Raw genomic sequence first — 20,290 nt, forward strand, 5'->3', positions numbered from 1 at the left:
TTGGAGAAAGAAGAATTATTTTGAAGAATTATAGTTTATCATATAAATATTTTTTGGGAATTTTCATGGGTATATATATCGTCTTACTTGTTTTCTTCAATTTAATATCACCGATTAAAACCTTTTCTGAAACAGAAAATAGGGACCTTGAACAGAAGCCTGTCTTCTCCTTGGAAAATCTCTTTCAAGGACGGTTTACTAAAGAGTATGAGAAGTACATCGAAGACCAATTCGTATTAAGAGATTTGTGGATCGGAATTAAAACTGACTGTGAAAGATTATTCCTTAAAAATGAAAGTAATGGTGTATTCTTAAGTCAACATAACTACTTAATTCAAACATACACTAAACCTAGTACCCGAAGTTTTAAGTCTAAACTTGACACCATTAATCAGATTGCGGCTCAAGCTCCCTTGGCAAACAAGTATTTAATGATGGTTCCGACGACTGCAGAGATATTAAAGGATTATCTTCCGGCATATGCTCCAACGGACAGTGAAGCGGCGGCTCTTAAGCAAACGAAGCAGTTACTTGATAAAAGTATAAAATTTGTTGATGTATCTGATACCTTGAATTCCAAAAAAAATGAATACATTTTCTACCGAACAGATCATCATTGGACGTCGAAGGGCGCTTATTATGCTTATCAAGAGCTTTCGAAGTATATGGGATTCAAGGCTCATGCTGAAAGCTATTATAATATTAAGGATGTCACTGATGATTTTCTGGGTTCATTGGCATCAAAAAGCGGTTATCAATTTCTAAAACCAGATAGTATTGAACTATACGTTCCTAAAGATGAAAAAAGTTATACAGTGGACTATGTTGATTTGAACAAAGTTACCAATACTATTTATGATATGAAAAGTCTTCAGACAAAAGACAAGTACAACGTATTTTTTGGCGGGAATTACGGTCTAGTAAAAATAACGACCAGTGTACCCGGTGGGAAAAAGCTTTTAATAGTTAAAGATTCCTTTGCTAACTGCTTAATTCCTTTTCTCATGAGTCATTATAGTGAAATCTATATTGTTGATCCAAGGTATTATGAAGATGACATAAGTAAATTAGTTACAACGAATAAGATCAATGATCTGCTCATTTTATATAATGTAAATACATTTTATAATGACTCATCCAATTAAATTAATAGTTTTCAGACAACTATTGGGTATGGGGGTAGGGCTTATGGATATTAAAAAATTAAAACGCTGGCCAATAATACTGGGACTGATAATTTTTGTTGCGGTTGTCACAGGTGTATCAATTTTTGTTTTTGCTGGTTCTAATAAAGCTCAGGCTTCAGGTTCTCTTCAGAGTCCTGCAACAGGCAACAATACTATCCCGGGTTCCTCAAACAAAGAATCAACAGCTCCTACAAATACCGCTGAAAAAAGCTCTCCCAATACTGCTGATGCGCAAGAGACAAAATCGCAGCCTATAACTTCTGCCAATGAGTCTGCGGCACAACAGACCTCGGATTTTAAAGAATTCTTTAAGGATGATGCTTTCCTTGGTGATTCTATAACGGAAGGATTATCATTTTATGATTATTTAGATGACAGCAGAGTTATTGCAGAAATGGGTCTTAGTATTACTAAAGGCATTGACGAGGCTGATAAAGTTATAGCACTTAAGCCTAAGCGTGTCTTTATACTTATCGGTTTAAATGAGGCAGATGACAGAACTTCAAGCAAAGTCCTTGTAGACGACTATACGAAGTTAGTAGAAAAATTGAAAGCCAACCTGCCAAATTCCCAAATTTATGTCACATCAATGCTTCCTGTTTTGGAGAACATTGTTAAAAACCCCCACCTTAACAATGCTCATATTAAAGAATGCAATACCGGACTCCTTGAGATGGCAAATAAAGAAAACGTAAACTATGTTAATTTAAGCTCGATCTTGAATGACAGCAATAAAAACTTGTACGAAGGCGATGGCATTCATTTTAAATCGGATTTCTATCGTATGTGGCTAACCTATCTGGAGAACCTTCTTAAGTAACAGGAGTGTCAGGGGGACGGTCCTTTTAACACACTTTTGCTATATTTAGAACTGGGCGTAATAGTGGTATTGTATAAATTGTTGTATAATGCAGCATCGTTTTAGTTTGCAACGCAAAGTTGTTGGATTATAAAGTGGTGCTGCTTTTGCTGTGATGTAATCAAGGAGCAAAGCATACTATTCTTGGCTCCAAATACTTTATCCAATCGTAAGATTCCCCCTTCTACAAGTGGGAGTGGATCCCAATTTTAACAACCATTAAAATATGGCATGGTTTTTGCGTAAATAGATCAGGTATTAATTTGGAGGTGAATCTCTTTGAAAAAACAAGCAGTGGTGATTAATGTTAAAGACAATGTAGCCACCTTAGTGGACGATTTTACATCGGGTACTGAAATTCATTATTTTAGAGGAGAGCAAGAACAATCGGTAATTCTTCTTCAGGATATCCCCCTTGGTCATAAAGTGGCTATTCGCGAGATTAAAAAAGGTGAAGAGGTTATTAAATACGGAGAAAGCCTTGGAGGCGCAACTACAGATATTAAAGTCGGCCAGCACGTTCATGTTCATAACATGGAAAGCTTGCGCGGCCGTGGAGATAAGTGAAAAAGGGAGGGTTTTATGATGGAGATTTTGGGATATAGACGTCCTGACGGTAAAGTAGGCATACGTAATCATATTGCTATAATTCCAACGGCAGTATGTTCCAGTACAGTTGCAGCCAATATAGCAGCTCAGGTTCCCGGAGCAGTAGCTCTTCCCAATCAGCATGGCTGCTGTCAAATCGGGGCTGATCATGAACAAACTGTTCGCACATTGATTGGCCTTGGTAAGAATCCGAATGTTGCAGCAGTTCTAGTCGTCGGACTTGGCTGTGAAGGTGTTCCTATTCGCGAGGTCGCTGATGAAATTGCCGCTACAGGGAAACCAGTGGAGGTAATAGTAATTCAAGAAGTTGGCGGGACACTCAAAGCCACGGCTGAAGGACTCCGTAAAGCCGGTGAACTCGCCCGCAAAGTTGCCCATTTACAGCCTGAAAAAATAGACGTTAGTGAACTGGTTATGGCTATTGAATGCGGCGGTTCTGATTTCACCTCCGGCTTAGCTTCTAATCCGGCTTGTGGAATTGCCTCAGACATGCTTGTTGCTGCAGGCGGTACGTCTATGCTTTCAGAGACCACAGAATTTATTGGCGCCGAACACGTTTTGGCTCGTCGCTGTAAGACGCCGGAGATTGGAGAAAAATTAATCCGCTATGTCCGCGAATGTGAAGAGAGGGCAAAACTTCTGAACGTCGATATACGCGGCGGCCAACCAACACCGGGAAACATTGCCGGCGGAATCAGTTCGATTGAGGAAAAATCTTTGGGCTGTATCCATAAGGCAGGACATGCCCCTATTCAGGATGTTTTGGCCTACGGTGAAGTTCCCAAGGGCAAGGGTCTATACGTTATGGATTCTCCCGGTCAGGATATCGAGTCAATTACCGGTATGGTTGCCGGCGGAGCTACCGTCGTTATCTTTACTACCGGGAGGGGAACTCCAACAGGCTGTCCGATTGCTCCGGTCATTAAAATCACGGGCAACGAGCGAACGTTTAAAATGATGGAAGATAACATGGATATTGATGCTTCAACCATTATTTCCGGCGAAGAAACAATTGAACAAGTTGGAAAAAGAATCTACGAGATGGTCGTTGAAGTCGCTAACGGGCATATGCCAAAGGCTGAAAGTCTTGGACACAAGGAGTTTGGAATTTATAAAATTGCTCCGACCTATTAATGGCCTTGGCAAATAATAATAACCGGATAGAAATTCGAAATATCTGATATGAACTAAGGCTCTTTGAATATATTTTTGCAAAGAAGGGTTCCGCGATGTGGGAATCCTTCTTTTGTCGGTACTTTGAGTTTATGGCAAGACACCAATGGATGAATAGAGAAACAGTTATTGGTAAATCCTAAAACATTATTTACTCTATGTCGAAATAAATCGAAAAATTTTTCAAAGAAAATCGAATTTAATTATTGATTTATAATTAAATTAATTATAAAATAAGAACAAGGTAAATGAGTTAACACTTATTAATTACTAATCAGCTTAATACTTAAAATCATTATATTAAGGGGGAAAAGACAATGAAAAAATATCAATGTACTGTTTGCGGTTATGTTTATGATCCGGCCTTAGGAGATCCTGATTCGGGAATTGCACCGGGCACTTCTTTTGAAGACATTCCAGAGGATTGGGTTTGCCCCACATGCGGCGTTAGCAAAGATCAATTTGAACCTGTTGATTAACGATTGTTTTGGAGGGATAAGAAATGACGAATTTGCGAGAATTATATAAGTGCAGTATTTGTGGTAATGTGGTTGAAGTAGTGAATCCAGGAGCACCTGCCTTAGTGTGTTGTCATCAGCCCATGGAGAAATTGGAAGCTGGTGTTACTGAAGCCAGCACTGAAAAGCATATTCCCGTTATCGAGCCGTCTGCTGGCTGGGTAAAAGTAAAAGTTGGCAGTGTTGCTCACCCAATGGAAGAAAAACATTTTATTCGCTTTATTGAGGTGTTAACAAAAGATCAAGTACTAAGAGTGGAACTTACGCCCAATGATCCACCTGAAGCATTGTTTAAAGTTAATGCTTTAGAAGTCCTGGAAGTACGAGAATACTGTACAATACATGGTTTATGGAAAAATGTTCAGTAACTGGATAAAGATATATCAAAATAACAGACGGATTAATTTCCGTCTGTTATTTTGATTGTGGTTCTTAAAGAAATGAGAAAAATGAGAAAATATTGCTTGGAGTTATAAAAACTTAGTAAACTTATAAAGAGGGTCTTTACGTGTTTATGGTGATACTCGATGGTTTTTTATAATAGAAGTAAGGGAGCAGGGAATATCTAGAGAGTATAGAATAGTAAGAATATATAGAAAATTTACGAACACACAAAACCATAAACGGTATTTGCGCAAACTTCTCAAATTTCTCAAGGAGAAACCAGTTTGAGTAAAAATTAAAGGAGTGATCAGATATGCTCCTGCGGGAAGGGACTAATAAGCGAATTTCATATCTAATCCTTGGCGACACGATTGCCAAAGCTGTGCGGATTTTCATGGATTTAAAAATTGCAATTATCCCTGTGTTAGATGGAAAAGGAAGTCTTGTGAGTATATTTAGCAGGAGCAGTCTTTATCGGGCAATCCTAAATGGAGCAACCCATCAAGACATTGTCGACCCGTATCTGATCAAAGAAGTGATTAGTATTTCCGATGATATCTCCGACGAAGAGTTAGCGGATTTTGTAAAAGTGAGTCCTGTGGGCTCTGTTCCTGTCGTCAACAAGGAAGGAAAAGTAATTGGCCTTTTATGTAAGACGAATATGGTTATGACTTTATTTAGGCAATCTGAACTGCTTAATGGTCAATTAAAAGCTATTCTAGATTCCATGCACAATGGTGTCATTGCCGTTGACAGCAGTGGCATAGTAACACACCTGAATATTGGCGCCAGCCGTATATTAGGCTTAAAGTCTGAGAACTATCTTGGGTGCGGGTGTAATAGGCTATTACCGAATCTGGACTTAACTCCGGCTTTGGTCAATGGTGAGGTTAAAATAGGATTAAAATATAAGCATGACAACATTACCATGATTGTTAACATAACTCCCTTAATTATTGGCGGCAGCATCGCCGGAGGAATTGTGATTTTTCAAGACCTTACAGATTTAGAGCAGGCTGCTAAAGAATTAGAGACGGTCAAAGCTTTAAACAAGACTTTTGATACAGTTCTAAATATTATTCATGATGGTATTATTGTGGTGGATGAAAAGGGAAAAACCGCATTAGTTAATCAGGCTCTGGCAGACTTTTTAGCCTTGCCCTCCAAAGAAATGATCGGAAAACATGTTACGGAAATTATGGCGGAAAGCAGGCTTCATTTAGTAGCTGGTTCCGGTGTTTCGGAAACGAGTGACGTTATGACAATTCAGGGTAAGCCGATTATTGTTTCCCGCTTGCCCATTGTTCGAGAAGGCGAGGTTGTGGGTGCAGTAGGTAAAGCAGTATTTCCTCAACTTGCTGAAGTTCGAGAACTCGCCGATAAAATAAGATTACTGGAAAACAAAGTAACTTTTTTTCAGGAAGAATTACAGAGAAACAAAACTGCTCAAGATATTTTGAATAATATTGTTGCTGAGAGCAGCGAAATGAAAAAGCTGAAGGAAGAAATAACGATTGTTGCCTCAAGCAGTTCCACTGTTTTAATTACTGGGGAGAGCGGTACAGGTAAAGAAGGAGTGGCTCAAGCTGTACATGCCTGTAGTGATCGCTGGAAGGGTCCCTTTATAAAGGTAAACTGTGCGGCCATTCCAGAAAATTTAATGGAGGCAGAAATGTTTGGCTATGTAGGGGGGGCATTTACGGGGGCCGCAAAGAGCGGAAAACAAGGACGAATAGAAATTGCCGATGGCGGTACTCTTTTTTTAGATGAAATCGGCGACATGCCTCTTGGTTTACAATCGAAGCTGCTTAGGGTTTTGCAAGATCGTGAATTTGAACGTTTAGGCAGTACCAAAAGCATTAAAGTCAATGTCCGCATTATTGCGGCAACGAATAAAAATCTTCATAGAGCCATTTCTGAAGGTCAGTTCCGAGCCGATCTTTTTTATCGCTTAAATGTTATCAATTTGCATTTACCTCCTTTACGGGAGCGTTGGGAAGATATTAAACCTTTAACCCATTATTTCATCGGGAAATTCAATACTATTCTTAAAGGAAATGTTAAGGGTATCGCCGATGATACTATGGCAGCCCTCTTAAACTATTCCTGGCCGGGAAATATACGTGAATTGGAAAACGTTATTGAGAGGGCTGTTAATTATACACGCAGCGGTTTAATACGTTTAACTCATTTGCCAAATCAAATTCTAAGCAACAGCTCCTCTGAAAGTCAGATAAATAATGGCGAGATCCGCCATCAAGATCAGATTGCCCGTATAGAAAGAAACATGATTATCGTAGCACTAGAGAAAGCCGGCGGGAACAAGACAAAGGCAGCCAAAATCCTTAACCTTAGTCGATCTAGGCTTTATGATAAACTGAATAAATATAATCTGAAAAACTAGTTATATCCCCGTTAGTGGTTTTCATACTTTCAAGTACCTCCTGTCGTCCCGAAAGCGGACACACTTTGAACAGATGTGTCCGCTTTCGGGACGATTTTTTTGTCCTCTCAGAAGTCAACATGTGCAAAGATAGCGACTTTGAGAGTTAAAAGTTCATGATTAGCAACGGTATAGGCTGATGGATCAACTGAATTTGAGATAATAAAGTCCTGCAGTTTTCACTGGCACAGTAATTGCAAAATAATTCTTACGATTCGGACATATAAAATAATAAGGGATTTGAATGGAGGAAGACAGATGCCTAAGGAAGTGCAAAAGCTAAAAATAGTTAGAAAAAATTACTACAAAGATGCGAAAATCTGTGCTTATGGCGAACGAAAGCCTGATTATTCGACTATGGGACGGAAAATCGGCAATACCTATGCACGACAACGAGAGGTGGTATGTGTAGAAGCTTGCCGGACTCCATATGGTAAATCTCTTGGGGCTTTAGGCGAGTATGATGCTGCTCAGTTAGGAGCTTTAGCTATTAAAGAAGTGATCCATAGAACTAAAGGCAAGGTCGCCCCTGGTGATGTTGACTATGTCATTATGGGTCACGTCGTTCAGGCCGGCTGCGGGCAGGTTCCCAGCCGCCAGGCCACTCTTTTGGCAGGACTTCCCGAACATGTACCCTCGATTACGGTGAATAAGGTTTGCTCTTCGGGTGTGAAAACCATCGATTTAGCCGCGCAAATGATTGCCCTGGGAAGAGCGGACATCGTCATTGCCGGCGGACAAGAGAGCATGAGCAACATTCCCTTTGCCCTTCCTGATATGAGACGCGGCAAGAAGATGGGTCTGCTTAATGCGGCCTGTGAAGACTTAATGGTTAAAGATGGTCTTTGGGATTCGATTTACGATCGGCATATGGCTATTCATGGTTCTGAAGTAGCCGATGAATTCGGCTACAGCCGCGAAGAACAGGACGAATGGGCACTTCGTTCCCAATTAGCTGCTTCAGCAGCCATGGCTGCCGGAAAGCTTGATGATGAAGTTTTTTCCGTTGCTGTCAAAAAGGGTCAGGAAGTTCTGGAAAAGGATGAAGGGCCGCGTGCTAATTCTACCCTGGAAGGTTTGGCTAAGCTTGGACCGGTGTTCAATCATGTCAGTGCCGTAACCGGAAAGCCAGGGAGTGTAACCGCCGGTAATGCACCCGGTACGAATGATGGGGGAGACGTCTGTCTGCTGATGAGCCGCGCTAAAGCTGATGAATTAGGAATTAAGCCTCTCTTTACCATAGTGGATTATGCGGAAGTGTCACAGCCTACGAAGGACATTGCCACAGTTCCCGGCCTTTCTATCAAGAAGGTTCTGGAACAAAACAATATGACGCTAGAAGATGTAAAGCTTATCGAAATCAACGAAGCCTTCGCAGCCGTGGTTCTCGTAAGCGCCAGGAGTATTCTGGGGATGACCAAGGAAGAGATGTTTGCAAAGGTTAATGTCAACGGCGGGGCTATTGCCTACGGTCATCCCATTGGGGCTTCAGGCGCTCGGATTGTCATGACCTTAGCCTATGAACTAAAACGTCGCGGCGGAGGGTATGGGGTTTGTGGAATTTGTGCCGGTCATGCTCAAGGCGACGCCATGCTGATTCGTGTGGATGCAGACTAAGGCTTTAATGAGTTCACTGCTACAAAAAAGATTGGAGTGGAGTTAGGATGGAATTTCAGCTCAGCGATGAAACTTTAATGGTCAGGGACATGGTAAGGAAGTTTGCCAAGAGTCAGGTTGCCCCATTGGCCGAAAAAATTGACAAGAGCCATGAATTTCCCATGGAAACTTGGAATAAAATGAGGGAACTGGGATTGACAGGGTTTCCTGTTCCGGAAGAATGGGGCGGTGGAGGCGGTACTTATCTCGACTTTGCAATTATTGTTGAGGAATTAGCCAAAGCCTGTGCTTCGACGGCAGTTATTACGAGCGTACACACGGGTTTAGGCTGTATGAGTATTTACTTATATGGGAGTCAGCGGCTAAAAGAAAAATATCTCAAAAGACTGGCCACTGGTGAGATTATCGGGGCTTATGCACTGACCGAACCTAATGCCGGATCGGACGCTGGTTCGCTGAAATGCAGGGCCGAAGATAGGGGCGACCATTTCCTGGTTAACGGCAGCAAAATATTTATCACCAATGGAGGTCAGGCAACAACCTATTGCACGTTTGTTAAAACTGATCCCTCCCAGCCTAATGGCAAAGGGATTACCTGCTTAATCATTGAAAAGGACACTCCTGGGTTTACCATCAGCAAGCCTGTTGAGAAAATGGGAATGCACGGTTCACCGACGGTGGAACTGAATTTTGAAAACGTGAAAGTTCCTAAAGAAAATGTTCTGGGAGAGATCAATAACGGCTTTGCTGTCGCCATGGGGCTTTTGGCCGGCGGCCGTATAACAATCGGTGCCCAGGGCCTGGGCATTGCTGAAGGGGCTTTGGAATATACCAATAACTACATCAAAGAACGACAACAATTTGGCAAACCGCTGGCAGCGAATCAAGGTGTTCAGTTCATGATTGCTGAAATGGCCACTAAAATTGAGGCTGCCCAAATGTTAATTTATCGAGCAGCCTGGCTCAAAGACAATAACTTGCCTCATAACAAGGAAGCGTCAATGGCTAAGTTTTTCGCCACAGATACTGCCATGGAGGTTACTACCAATTGTGTGCAATTAATGGGCGGATACGGCTATTGCTCAGAATACCCGGTCGAACGCATGATGAGAGACGCTAAAATTACCCAAATTTACGAAGGATCTAACCAAATTCAGCGTATGATTATCGGACGGGAAGTCATCGGCCGTTTTTAGATTAATTGGGATTTGCGTGCACTGAAGGAAGCAATGAAATAACAGTGAGGGGGTTGTGTCATGGCTAGACCTAAAGTTGTAAGCCTTACAGAAGCTATCGGGCAGATCAATGACGGGGATATGTTAACCTTCGGAGGATTTACAGTCTGGCGTCGTCCTATGGCTGCTATTTATGAATTGATTCGCCAGAAGAAGCGGAATCTTCATCTCGTAGAGGTTAATGGTGGAACACATGATGATATGCTTGTCGGAGCCGGCTGCGTTGGCATATGGGAATCGAGCTGGTGCGGGCATGAACTTTATGGGAAATTTGGCAGCAATCTTGCCCGCAGGATTGAAAAGGGCGAAATTTTATACGAAGATTGGGCCCATATTCATATTTTAAACCGGTTAACTGCCGGAGCAAAAGGTCTCCCCTTTTTGCCGACCTATTCTGCTATGGGCTGCGATATGTTGAATCCGGAGAATGATAATCTTGGTAAAGCGGGACTTCGTAATGGCTCCAATCGTCATATCGGCAAGCATAAATACATGATGTATAAAGAGCCCTTCACAGATTCTGAGATTATCCTTGTTCCTGCTGCTAATCCGGACTGGTGCATCACCCATGTTCAGATGGCAGGTAATGAAGGAACTGTAAGAGTTGAGGGGTTAAAATTCAGCGACCAGGAAGTTATCAAAGCTTCGAAGCACAATATTATTATTACAGAACAAATTGTTCCAGAGGAATACTTGCGGCGGGAACCAACCCGCAATATGCTGCCGGGATACCTGGTTGACTATATTGTTGAGTTGCCTTGGGGTGCTCACCCAACGGGGTTATACGGGGTACATGAACCGGACGGTGAATTTATCGCCAGCTTTTTTAAAGCGACTCGGACTCAAGAAGGCTTTGACCAATGGGCTGAGGAATGGATCTTTGGTGTCAAAGATTTTCAGGAATATCTTAATAAGCTGGGAATCAACCGCCTAGAATCCCTCAGAGCCAATCCTGCTCTAGGCTATTCTTCGACAATGAAAAGGGGGTCGAGATAATGGAGAGCAAAAAAGGATATTCTAAACCCGGCGAATTTAAGCCCATGGATCTTTTAGCCTGTGCTGCTGCTCGAGAAGTAAAGGATGGTGAAATCGTCTTTGCAGGGACCGGTTTGCCGATGTTAGCAATCATGGTTGCTCAGCATACTCAAGCCCCTACAGCTGTATGCATTTATGAGTCAGGTTCAATTGACGGCAGACCTATTGATCTGCCGACCTCGGTAGCCGATGCCCGCTGTAGTTATCAAGCGGCTGTGGCTGATGGTTTAACGGATGTCTTCGGGCAGCTCCAGTCAGGTAAAGTTGACCTGGCTTATCTGGGAGGGGCAGAAGTTGACCGCTATGGAAACGTTAACTGCACCTTCATGGGCGGCCCTACAGGCAAAAGACTTACCGGCAGTGGTGGAAATTCGGATATACACTCTCTGGCGAAGAGAAGTGTTTTAATTATGCCTCAGTTAGGTCAAAAACGGCGCTTCGTAGAGAGAGTCAGCTATATTACCTCTCCGGGTTGGAAAATTCCTCATTGGCCGGATCAAGAATGGGTTCCCAAACAACAAGTCTATGGCCCGGCCTTTAATGGCGGTCCGGCCGCTGTGATTTCTGACATGGGAGTCTACCGTTTTGACGAGCAGGGCGAAATGTACCTTGATACCGTTCATCCAGGTTTCACGCCTGAGGAATGCCGGGAGAACTGCAGTTTCGAGCTTAATATTGCCCGATGTCAGGGAGAAACGCTGACTCCTACGTACGAAGAATTGGATTTGCTCTACAAAGTCATCGATCCTGAAGGAATCATTATGAAATAAGTGCTCACAGTGAACTTGTTCGGTCTAATGTGAACAACGGGTGTCCATGCTCGCTAAAAGAGGGACATTTAGGATTTGATAATAGAGGTAAAAAGAAGAGGTTGACTTATCTTCCTGGGCGGAGATATGTCAGCCTTTTTCGCTTAGGCAGTATTAAATGGATATCGAATTTGTTATTTTTCCTATAAATCATGTATGAGAGTTTTTCAATGACGAATACTAATTTGGACCAGATTTAAAGTTTTTTCAGAGGAGGCTCTCAGTGTGGCTAAGAAAATGAAAACAATGGACGGGAACCAAGCTGCAGCAGAAGCATCATATGCTCTGACTGAGGTTGCAACGATCTTCCCAATTACGCCCTCTTCCCCAATGGCAGAAGGGGTTGACGAATGGGCTGCCCACGGTAAGAAGAATTTATTTGATCAACCTGTAAGAGTTGTAGAAATGCAATCGGAATCAGGGGCTGCCGCCGCAACTCATGGCTCCCTTCAAGCTGGAGCCCTGACGACAACCTACACTGCTTCTCAGGGATTACTGCTTATGATTCCCGAGATGTATAAAATGGCCGGAAATCTGGTGCCGGCAGTATTCCATGTTAGTGCCAGGGCTTTGGCAACTCATGCTTTATCAATCTTTGGTGATCATCAAGATATTAATGCTGCCCGGCAAACCGGTTTTACGATGATCTGCTCAAATGACGTTCAAGAAGCCATGGATTTGGGGTTTGTTGCTCATCTTGCAGCCATTAAATCAAGGGTTCCGGTTTTGCACTTTTTTGATGGGTTCAGAACCTCCCATGAGGTCCAAAAAATAGAAACGACAAGTTACGATGAGATTGGGAAGCTTGTAGATTATGATAAGATTAAAGAATTTAGAGATAGAGCTTTAAATCCCAATCACCCTGTTCTCAGAGGTACAGCCCAAAACCCCGACATCTATTTCCAAGGCCGGGAAGTTTCCAATCCTTTCTTTGAAGCCGTTCCAGATATTGTTGAAGATTACTTCAAAGAGATTAAGAAAGTAACCGGACGGGAGTATCATCCTTTCCAATATTACGGTGATCCTGGGGCGGAAACGATTATTGTCGCCATGGGTTCTGTCTGCAATACCATTGAAGAAACTATAGACTTCTTAGCCCAGCGGGGAGAAAAGGTCGGGCTAATAAAAGTACATTTATATCGGCCTTTCTCCAAAAAATACTTTTTTGATGTTTTACCTAAATCTGTTAAAAAAATTGCCGTCCTTGATCGGACAAAAGAACCTGGTTCGACGGGAGAACCTCTATACCTGGACATTGTTCAGATCTTTAATCATGAATCCTCAAAACCCATAATTGTGGGCGGGCGTTATGGTTTGGGTTCCAGAGACACCACTCCGTCACAGATAATCGCTGTTTATCAGAATTTGAAGAAGGCTCAGCCTAAGGATCGCTTTACCGTTGGCATTATTGACGATGTGAGCAATACCTCGTTACCTATCGAGGAGACCGTTGACACCTCGCCGGAAGGTACTATACGCTGTAAATTCTGGGGACTCGGTTCTGATGGTACGGTTGGAGCTAATAAAAGTGCCATCAAAATTATTGGTGATAATACGGATCTTTACGTTCAAGGGTATTTTGAATATGACAGTAAGAAATCCGGTGGCACAACGATTTCTCATTTGCGCTTTGGCAAGAAACCGATTAAATCCTCTTATATGGTGTTTGACGCTGACTATATTGCCTGTCATAATAGGTCATTTATTTATCACTATGACATCCTTAAGGGTTTAAAAAAAGGCGGAACGTTTGTTTTAAACTGTCCTTGGAGTGCTGAAGAAATCGGAGATCATTTACCGGCTTCTTTAAAACGATATATCGCCAAGAACAATATCAATTTTTACATTATCGATGCTATTTCCATCGCTGGGGAAATTGGTCTTGGCGGGCGGATTAACATGGTCATGCAGGCTGCCTTCTTCAAATTAGCCAAGGTCATCCCTGTTGAGGACGCTATTAAATACCTCAAAGACTCTATTCAGAAAGTCTATGGCAAAAAAGGCTCCAACATCGTAGAGATGAATCATAAGGCTGTGGATCGCGGAATTGAAGCTCTACATAAAGTGGAGGTTCCTGCTTCCTGGGCTGAAGTTCCGGAGGAGGAAATGCCTGTTAAAGATGAACCGGATTTTGTTAAAAATATTCAAAGGCCTATGGCGCGTCATGAAGGAGAAGACTTGCCGACTAGTTCCTTTGTTGGGGTGGAGGATGGGACCTTCCCCTTAAGCACTACACGCTACGAAAAACGAGGAATTGCCGTCTACTTGCCTGAATGGCAAATCGATAAATGTATCCAATGTAATCAGTGTTCCTATGTTTGTCCTCACGCAACGATCCGTCCCTTCCTCTTGGATGACAGCGAACTCGAGAAAGCTCCAGATACTTTCAAAACTAAGAAACCGATCGGCAAAGGGCTGGAAGGTTACCACTACCGAATTCAGGTTGCTCCCCTCGATTGTACCGGTTGTGCAAACTGTGCTGACGTTTGTCCCGCACCGGGTAAAGCCATTGTCATGAAACCTGCTGACCATGAAATAGAAATGGAATCCGAAAATTGGGAATACGCGATTAAAAATGTTGTTGAAAAGCGTCATCTCATGGATGTTAAGTCCCTGAAAGGCAGTCAATTTGCCCAACCGCTGCTTGAATTTCACGGAGCATGTCCAGGCTGTGGTGAAACACCTTATGCTCGCCTGGTAACCCAGCTGTTTGGTGATCGGATGATTATTGCTAATGCCACAGGTTGTTCTTCAATCTGGGGAGGCAGTGCACCTTCGGTTCCCTATACGGTTAATGCCGAAGGCAAAGGCCCCGCTTGGATGAATCCTTTATTTGAAGATAATGCCGAGTTCGGCTATGGTATGTACTTAGGTTCTAAACAGGTTCGAGCAAAGCTTGCTCAATTGATGCGCCAAGGATTAGAAAGCGCATTAAGCGATAATCTCAAAGACGCTTTCCGTGAATGGCTTGATAATATGGAAGACGGTGAAGGATCAAAAAGAGCTTCTGCCCGGTTGCTTGAAGTGATGGAGAATGAAGATGCTGCAGGTAATCCGCTTCTTTGTGAAATCAAAGAAAAGAAAGATTATCTCATTAAACCTTCCGTTTGGATTTTCGGCGGTGATGGTTTTGCTTATGATATCGGTTATAACGGTATCGACCATGTCATCGCCAGCGGTGATGATGTAAACATTCTGGTCATGGATACGGAAGTGTATTCCAACACCGGCGGACAATCCTCAAAGGCTACGCAGACGGCAGCGATCGCCAAGTTTGCAGCAGCAGGTAAGAGAGTCCGTAAGAAAGATTTAGGCCTCATTGCCACAACCTATGGCTATGTCTATGTTGCCCAAATAGCCATGGGAGCGAATATGAATCAAACAATTAAAGCGATTGCTGAGGCCGAAAGTTATCATGGCCCCTCAATCATTATTGCCTATGCTTCTTGCATAAACCATGGGATAAAATCAGGAATGGGAACAAGTATTTTTGAGCAGAAAAAAGCTGTCGAAGCTGGTTATTGGCATCTCTGGCGCTTTGACCCCCGCCTTAAAGATCAAGGGAAGAACCCATTTATACTCGACTCCAAAGAGCCAACGGCTTCTTTCCAAGACTTCCTCAAAGGCGAAATTCGATACTCTTCTCTGCTAACCGTATTCCCGGATGTCGCACAGGAAATGTTCGATGTTGCTGAGGGTCATGCTCGAGATAAATATCAAACCTTAAAGCGTTTTGCAGAAATGCAATATTGAAAACCGGTTTATAAGTAAAGTGAACTTGTTCAGCTAAAGCTGAACATCGAGGCTTCGGTGGGGGACTCTTCCCCTACCGAAGCAGAGAACGGGAGCCACTCCAACTTGAAGTGGGAGTCTCACGATTAGTTGAAGAGTGAGGACGTTGCTTTAACCTTAGATTTATTTGTAACGTTCTCTTTTTTATTGGAGTTACTTTACAGTCCTATGTCAGGTGCTGGGCATTTAGACAAAGCGTGGACAGCAAGCTAAAAAAGTATTCTAGATAAAAAAGTAACGAATTATCCCAGGAAGGGTTTACTTTTAACAAAATATTGGTTAAACTTTATTAATTAGATCTACTAATTGGCTAACTTTATTACCCCTCTCGCAGACGCTTAATTTGGATTTTTACGTTATTTCTTACAATTTTTAGGCGTATGGGTATTATAATTCGAGGATACGTGGGGGGATTGTAAATGTTAACCTTGAGTAAAAGACTAATGGTGTAGGTTTAAAGTTTTATAATTTCGGTTAAAGTATGGAAAACAACGATGAAAAGGACAGTAATCTAGAATCCGGTTCTTAGAGACATAATCCCTGGCTGAAAGATTATGACGAAGGTTCTTTATGAAGATCACCTTGGAGTTGGGCGGCTGAACTAATTAAGCTGCTCCGAGTGACATACGTTACATGTTTTGAGTGATTAACGGATTGTTTCTTGAACAATCCATTAATAAAAAGGGTGGTACCGCGATAATTCGTCCCTAAGTCATAGACTTAGGGACTTTTGTTGTTATTGCCACAGTTTTTTGCCACAATTAACTCATTGAGAAGGGAAGATAATCATGGCTGACTTCAAACCTTTAGCTGAGCAACACGTAGCTCATAAAGAAAGCGAAATCGCTGATTTCTGGGACAAAAATGAGATACTCGATAAAAGTATTCAAATTAGAGAAGGTAAGACTCCTTTTGTTTTCTATGAAGGGCCTCCTACAGCTAACGGTAAACCGGGAATCCATCACGTTATAGCCAGAACTCTTAAAGATTCCGTCTGCCGCTTAAAGTCTATGCAGGGGTATCAAGTTAAACGTAAAGCCGGATGGGATACTCATGGGCTCCCTGTAGAAATCGAAGTCGAAAAACAACTTAAGCTTTCCAATAAACAGGAAATAGAAGCTTATGGTATTGCCGCATTCAATCAAAAATGCCGGGAATCTGTATTTAGTTATGAGAAACAGTGGCGGGAAATGACAAAACGGATGGGGTATTCCATTGATTTAGATCATCCTTACGTGACATTAGATAATAATTATATTGAAAGCGTGTGGTGGATTCTTGATCAGTTTTTCAAACAGGGTTTAATCTATGAAGGACATAAAATCCTCCCTTATTGTTCACGCTGCGGTACGGGGTTGGCTTCCCATGAAGTTGCCCAAGGATATAAGGAAATAAAGACCAATACTGTCTACGTTAAGTTTAAGAAAAAAGATGCCGAGGAATACTTCTTAGTCTGGACGACCACGCCCTGGACTTTGCCTTCAAACGTGGCCCTGACAGTAAATCCTCAGGAACTATACCTGAAAGTCAGACAAAATAATGAAGTCTATTATGTTTCTAAGACGTTGTCCAACAAAGTGCTGGGAGAAGAGTTTGAGGTTTTGGACGAAATCCTTGGTCGGGACCTTGAGCATGTAGAGTATGAACAGTTGATGCCCTTCGTGAAATCAGATAAAAAGGCCTTCTTTGTTACCTTAGGCGATTATGTAACGACAGAGGATGGGACAGGAATCGTTCATACTGCTCCGGCTTTTGGTGAAGATGATTACAACACCGGGCGAAGGTATAACCTGCCTGTGCTCCAACCAGTTGATGAAACCGGGAAATTTGTGACCACACCCTGGGCAGGTACTTTTGTTATGGATGCCGATCTGGAGATCATCAAGTGGCTGCACGGAGAAGGGAAATTATACAAAAAGGAAAAAGTTGATCATAATTATCCCCATTGTTGGAGATGTCATACTCCCCTGCTTTATTATGCGAAACCGAGCTGGTATATTGAAGTTACCAAATTTAAAGACCAATTAGTCGAAAACAACAACCAGGTTGAATGGTATCCTGATTATGTGGGAGAAAAAAGGTTTGGCAACTGGTTGGAGAATGTCAACGATTGGGCACTGTCCCGCAGCCGATATTGGGGCACACCGCTTAATATCTGGCGATGCCAATGTGGGCATACCACATCCATAGGCTCCCGCAAAGAGTTAATAGAGAAATCTCTGGAACCCTTGGATGAAACAGTGGAATTGCACCGGCCCTTTGTTGACGGTATTCATCTAAAATGCGAGAAATGCGGCGCAACGATGACTCGTGTTACGGATGTAATTGATTGCTGGTTTGACAGTGGATCAATGCCCTTCGCCCAGCAGCACTATCCCTTTGAAAACAGCGAGACCTTTGATCAAGTCTTTCCGGCAGATTTTATCTGTGAAGGGATTGACCAGACGAGGGGATGGTTCTATTCGCTGCTCGTGATCTCGACCTTTGTCAAAGGTGTTGCCCCTTATAAACGTGTTCTCGTTAATGATCTGATCCTGGATAAGGACGGTCATAAGATGTCCAAGTCCAAAGGAAATACTGTCAACCCCTTTGAATTGTTTGATCAATACGGAGCCGATGCTTTACGATGGTATTTGCTCTATGTGTCTCCGGCTTGGACTCCAACAAAATTTGATATTGAAGGGCTGAAAGAGGTACAAAGTAAATTCTTCAGCACCCTCAGAAATGTTTATGCTTTCTTTTCCTTGTATGCCAATACGGATAAGCTTGATCCGAGAACGTTCTTCATTGAGTATAAGGATCGCCCAGAACTCGATCGGTGGGTCATGTCGAAATATAACAGTCTCCTTCGAGCTGTTGAGTCAGATCTAAATGTTTTTGACCTAACCAAAGCTGTCAGAAAAATTCAGGAGTTTGTCAATGAAGATCTTTCCAACTGGTATATCAGACGTGCACGCCGTCGTTTCTGGAGTACAGAACTAACAGATGATAAGAAAGCTGTCTACAATACTACCTATGAAATTCTTGTAGGACTGTCCAAACTGGTAGCGCCTTTTGCACCTTATATTTCGGAAGAGCTCTTTAAGAGACTAACAGATGAACTGTCAGTTCATCTGGCTGATTATCCTGTCGCTGACGTGCAGTTGCTTGATAACGAGCTGGAAACAAGAATGGATTTGGTAAGAAATCTTGTAGGCTTGGGCAGAGCGGCCAGGGAACAAGTTAAGATTAAAGTGCGGCAGCCAATTCAAAGGATTTTAATCGATGGCAAATATCAACAATTAATAGACTATATGCTTCCTTTAATTCAAGAGGAACTAAATGTTAAAGAAGTTGTTTTTGCTCAAGATTTAAATCAGTATATGAGCTTTAGTCTCAAACCCAATTTCAAAGTAGCAGGATCTATCTTTGGCTCGAAAATAAAGTCTTTAAGCAAAGTGTTGGCAGCCTTAGACGCTTCTTCGATCGTGCCTAAATTAGAAGCGGGGGAAACTGTTTCGCTTGAGGTAGAGGGAGAAAACGTAGAACTGGTTAAAGATCATGTGATTACTTCGATTTCTGCCAAAGAAGGCTTCACAATGACCGTGGAGGACAATCTATTCGTAATTCTGGATACAACACTGACGAAAGAGCTAATTGATGAAGGATATGCGAGGGAGTTTGTTTCCAAGGTACAACAAATGCGAAAAAATAACGGCTACGAAATGATGGACAGGATTAATATCTTCTTTGATGGCGATGAGGAAATAAGCGAGGCCGTTACGTTGTTTGAAAACTATATTAAACGGGAAACTCTAGCCGTCACTATTGGGAAGGTTAATGATCCGAGTTTGGAAAAACAAAATCTTAATGGTCATAAGACAGGTCTGAAGCTGGAAAAACTATAATCTGCCGCTTAACAAATTTACTCATAAAAAACAAGAACTCCGTATCGCTTTCCAAGGGAAGAAAGTGGTACGGAGTTCATTCACTATTAGACAATAAAGTTCACGACAGATGTGTTATGGCTTGCTGTCTTTGCCCAGGGTAATACTTAAGAAAGAGAATTTGTATCTACCCATTCTTTGGCATTAAGTACGGATTCTTCACTGGGGATAGGAACATTCGATTCCGGTTTGACGTTTTCGATATGTCCCCGCCAAGCCGCTGTGTCGTGTCTTTCAATAGGATTAGCGATAAACTTTTCCTTGGATTTATTTTCAGCCATTTCAATTACCTCCTTTAAAATTCATGCTTAGTATTCCCAAATTTTTAATCTATAGTTTCTTATTATTAAGGTCATAAGAGCAGAGCCGATCATCCTAAATAAAGAATGGCAGCCCTTTTCTTGGAAGAGATAGACTGTCATTCTTATTAAAGGCACCAAGGTGTTATTTCTGAGACTCGTCTCTTTTTTCTGAAATAAAGGCATTAATACTCTCTTTGCGCCGCTCGTTTTTGGCTTCGATATCTTGTTTGTCTTTTGCAGATAGTTCTTCGGCATGTTCATTAAGATATTCTTCTGCGGCATGCAATTTTGCTAGAGTATGGTTGATATGTTCTTGCAAATGGACATCGTTATCGGCACGATTATCTGGTTTGGCCACCCTAATTCCCCCCTGCTTAAATTAGAATTCTTTTTATGATTTG

Annotated in this window: 15 protein-coding genes and 1 other annotated feature; of the genes, 13 read left to right on the plus strand and 2 right to left on the minus strand. The window is 42.2% G+C overall.

The features are described from left to right. Window positions 1–20: 20 nt before the first annotated feature. The 13 genes from B5771_RS09740 to ileS all read left to right on the plus strand — a co-directional run bounded on the left by B5771_RS09740 (window position 21) and on the right by ileS (window position 19,548). On the plus strand, window positions 21–1,145 hold the full coding sequence (locus B5771_RS09740; RefSeq protein ID WP_242966811.1) for a DHHW family protein: 1,125 nt from the start codon (window positions 21–23) through the stop codon (window positions 1,143–1,145). 43 nt (window positions 1,146–1,188) lie between these two features. After that, on the plus strand, window positions 1,189–2,007 hold the full coding sequence (locus B5771_RS09745; RefSeq protein WP_172408232.1) for a GDSL-type esterase/lipase family protein: 819 nt from the start codon (window positions 1,189–1,191) through the stop codon (window positions 2,005–2,007). 318 nt (window positions 2,008–2,325) lie between these two features. After that, on the plus strand, window positions 2,326–2,613 hold the full coding sequence (locus B5771_RS09750; protein ID WP_088187358.1) for a UxaA family hydrolase: 288 nt from the start codon (window positions 2,326–2,328) through the stop codon (window positions 2,611–2,613). Window positions 2,614–2,631: 18 nt separating this feature from the next. After that, window positions 2,632–3,789 carry a UxaA family hydrolase gene (locus tag B5771_RS09755; protein ID WP_088187359.1) on the plus strand — a complete coding sequence of 386 codons (1,158 nt, stop codon included), beginning with the start codon at window positions 2,632–2,634 and terminating at the stop codon, window positions 3,787–3,789. A gap of 356 nt (window positions 3,790–4,145) precedes the next feature. Beyond that, window positions 4,146–4,307 (plus strand): rubredoxin, encoded by a 162-nt coding sequence (gene rd / locus B5771_RS09760; RefSeq protein WP_047808577.1) that lies wholly within the window; start codon window positions 4,146–4,148, stop codon window positions 4,305–4,307. A gap of 23 nt (window positions 4,308–4,330) precedes the next feature. Continuing rightward, on the plus strand, window positions 4,331–4,714 hold the full coding sequence (locus B5771_RS09765; RefSeq protein WP_088187360.1) for a desulfoferrodoxin: 384 nt from the start codon (window positions 4,331–4,333) through the stop codon (window positions 4,712–4,714). A 329-nt stretch (window positions 4,715–5,043) separates the two neighbouring features. Then, entirely contained in the window at window positions 5,044–7,134 is a 2,091-nt protein-coding gene (locus B5771_RS09770; protein WP_088187361.1) for a sigma 54-interacting transcriptional regulator, read from the plus strand. Window positions 7,135–7,431: 297 nt separating this feature from the next. Beyond that, window positions 7,432–8,790, plus strand: coding sequence for a thiolase family protein (locus tag B5771_RS09775; RefSeq protein WP_088187362.1), 1,359 nt, complete (start codon window positions 7,432–7,434; stop codon window positions 8,788–8,790). Window positions 8,791–8,837: 47 nt separating this feature from the next. After that, entirely contained in the window at window positions 8,838–9,986 is a 1,149-nt protein-coding gene (locus B5771_RS09780; RefSeq protein ID WP_088187363.1) for an acyl-CoA dehydrogenase, read from the plus strand. Between the two features lie 60 nt (window positions 9,987–10,046). Continuing rightward, the gene (locus B5771_RS09785) at window positions 10,047–11,021 is read left to right on the plus strand and encodes a CoA transferase (protein ID WP_088187364.1); all 975 of its coding nucleotides are present in this window, start codon (window positions 10,047–10,049) and stop codon (window positions 11,019–11,021) included. Then, window positions 11,021–11,830: a CoA-transferase gene (locus B5771_RS09790; RefSeq protein WP_047808583.1), complete on the plus strand. Its 810-nt coding sequence runs from the start codon at window positions 11,021–11,023 to the stop codon at window positions 11,828–11,830. The genes B5771_RS09785 and B5771_RS09790 overlap by 1 nt, the downstream gene beginning before the upstream one ends. Before the next feature lie 264 nt (window positions 11,831–12,094). Continuing rightward, on the plus strand, window positions 12,095–15,622 hold the full coding sequence (nifJ, locus tag B5771_RS09795; RefSeq protein WP_088187365.1) for a pyruvate:ferredoxin (flavodoxin) oxidoreductase: 3,528 nt from the start codon (window positions 12,095–12,097) through the stop codon (window positions 15,620–15,622). A gap of 524 nt (window positions 15,623–16,146) precedes the next feature. Continuing rightward, window positions 16,147–16,373 (plus strand) — a binding site (T-box leader). Window positions 16,374–16,449: 76 nt separating this feature from the next. Continuing rightward, entirely contained in the window at window positions 16,450–19,548 is a 3,099-nt protein-coding gene (gene ileS / locus B5771_RS09800; protein WP_088187366.1) for an isoleucine--tRNA ligase, read from the plus strand. A 146-nt stretch (window positions 19,549–19,694) separates the two neighbouring features. Here the strand turns inward: ileS and B5771_RS09805 are convergent, their stop codons facing one another. Together B5771_RS09805 and tlp are read right to left on the minus strand one after the other, a co-directional pair. Continuing rightward, complete coding sequence (locus B5771_RS09805; protein ID WP_083995852.1) at window positions 19,695–19,868, minus strand: DUF3787 domain-containing protein; 174 nt, start codon at window positions 19,866–19,868, stop codon at window positions 19,695–19,697. 163 nt (window positions 19,869–20,031) lie between these two features. Next, a complete protein-coding gene (tlp, locus tag B5771_RS09810; RefSeq protein ID WP_088187367.1) occupies window positions 20,032–20,247 on the minus strand; it encodes a small acid-soluble spore protein Tlp in 216 nt (71 codons plus the stop codon). Between the last annotated feature and the right edge of the window lie 43 nt (window positions 20,248–20,290).

The sequence above is a fragment of the Desulfosporosinus sp. FKA genome (assembly GCF_002196785.1).
GTDB lineage: Bacteria > Bacillota > Desulfitobacteriia > Desulfitobacteriales > Desulfitobacteriaceae > Desulfosporosinus > Desulfosporosinus acididurans.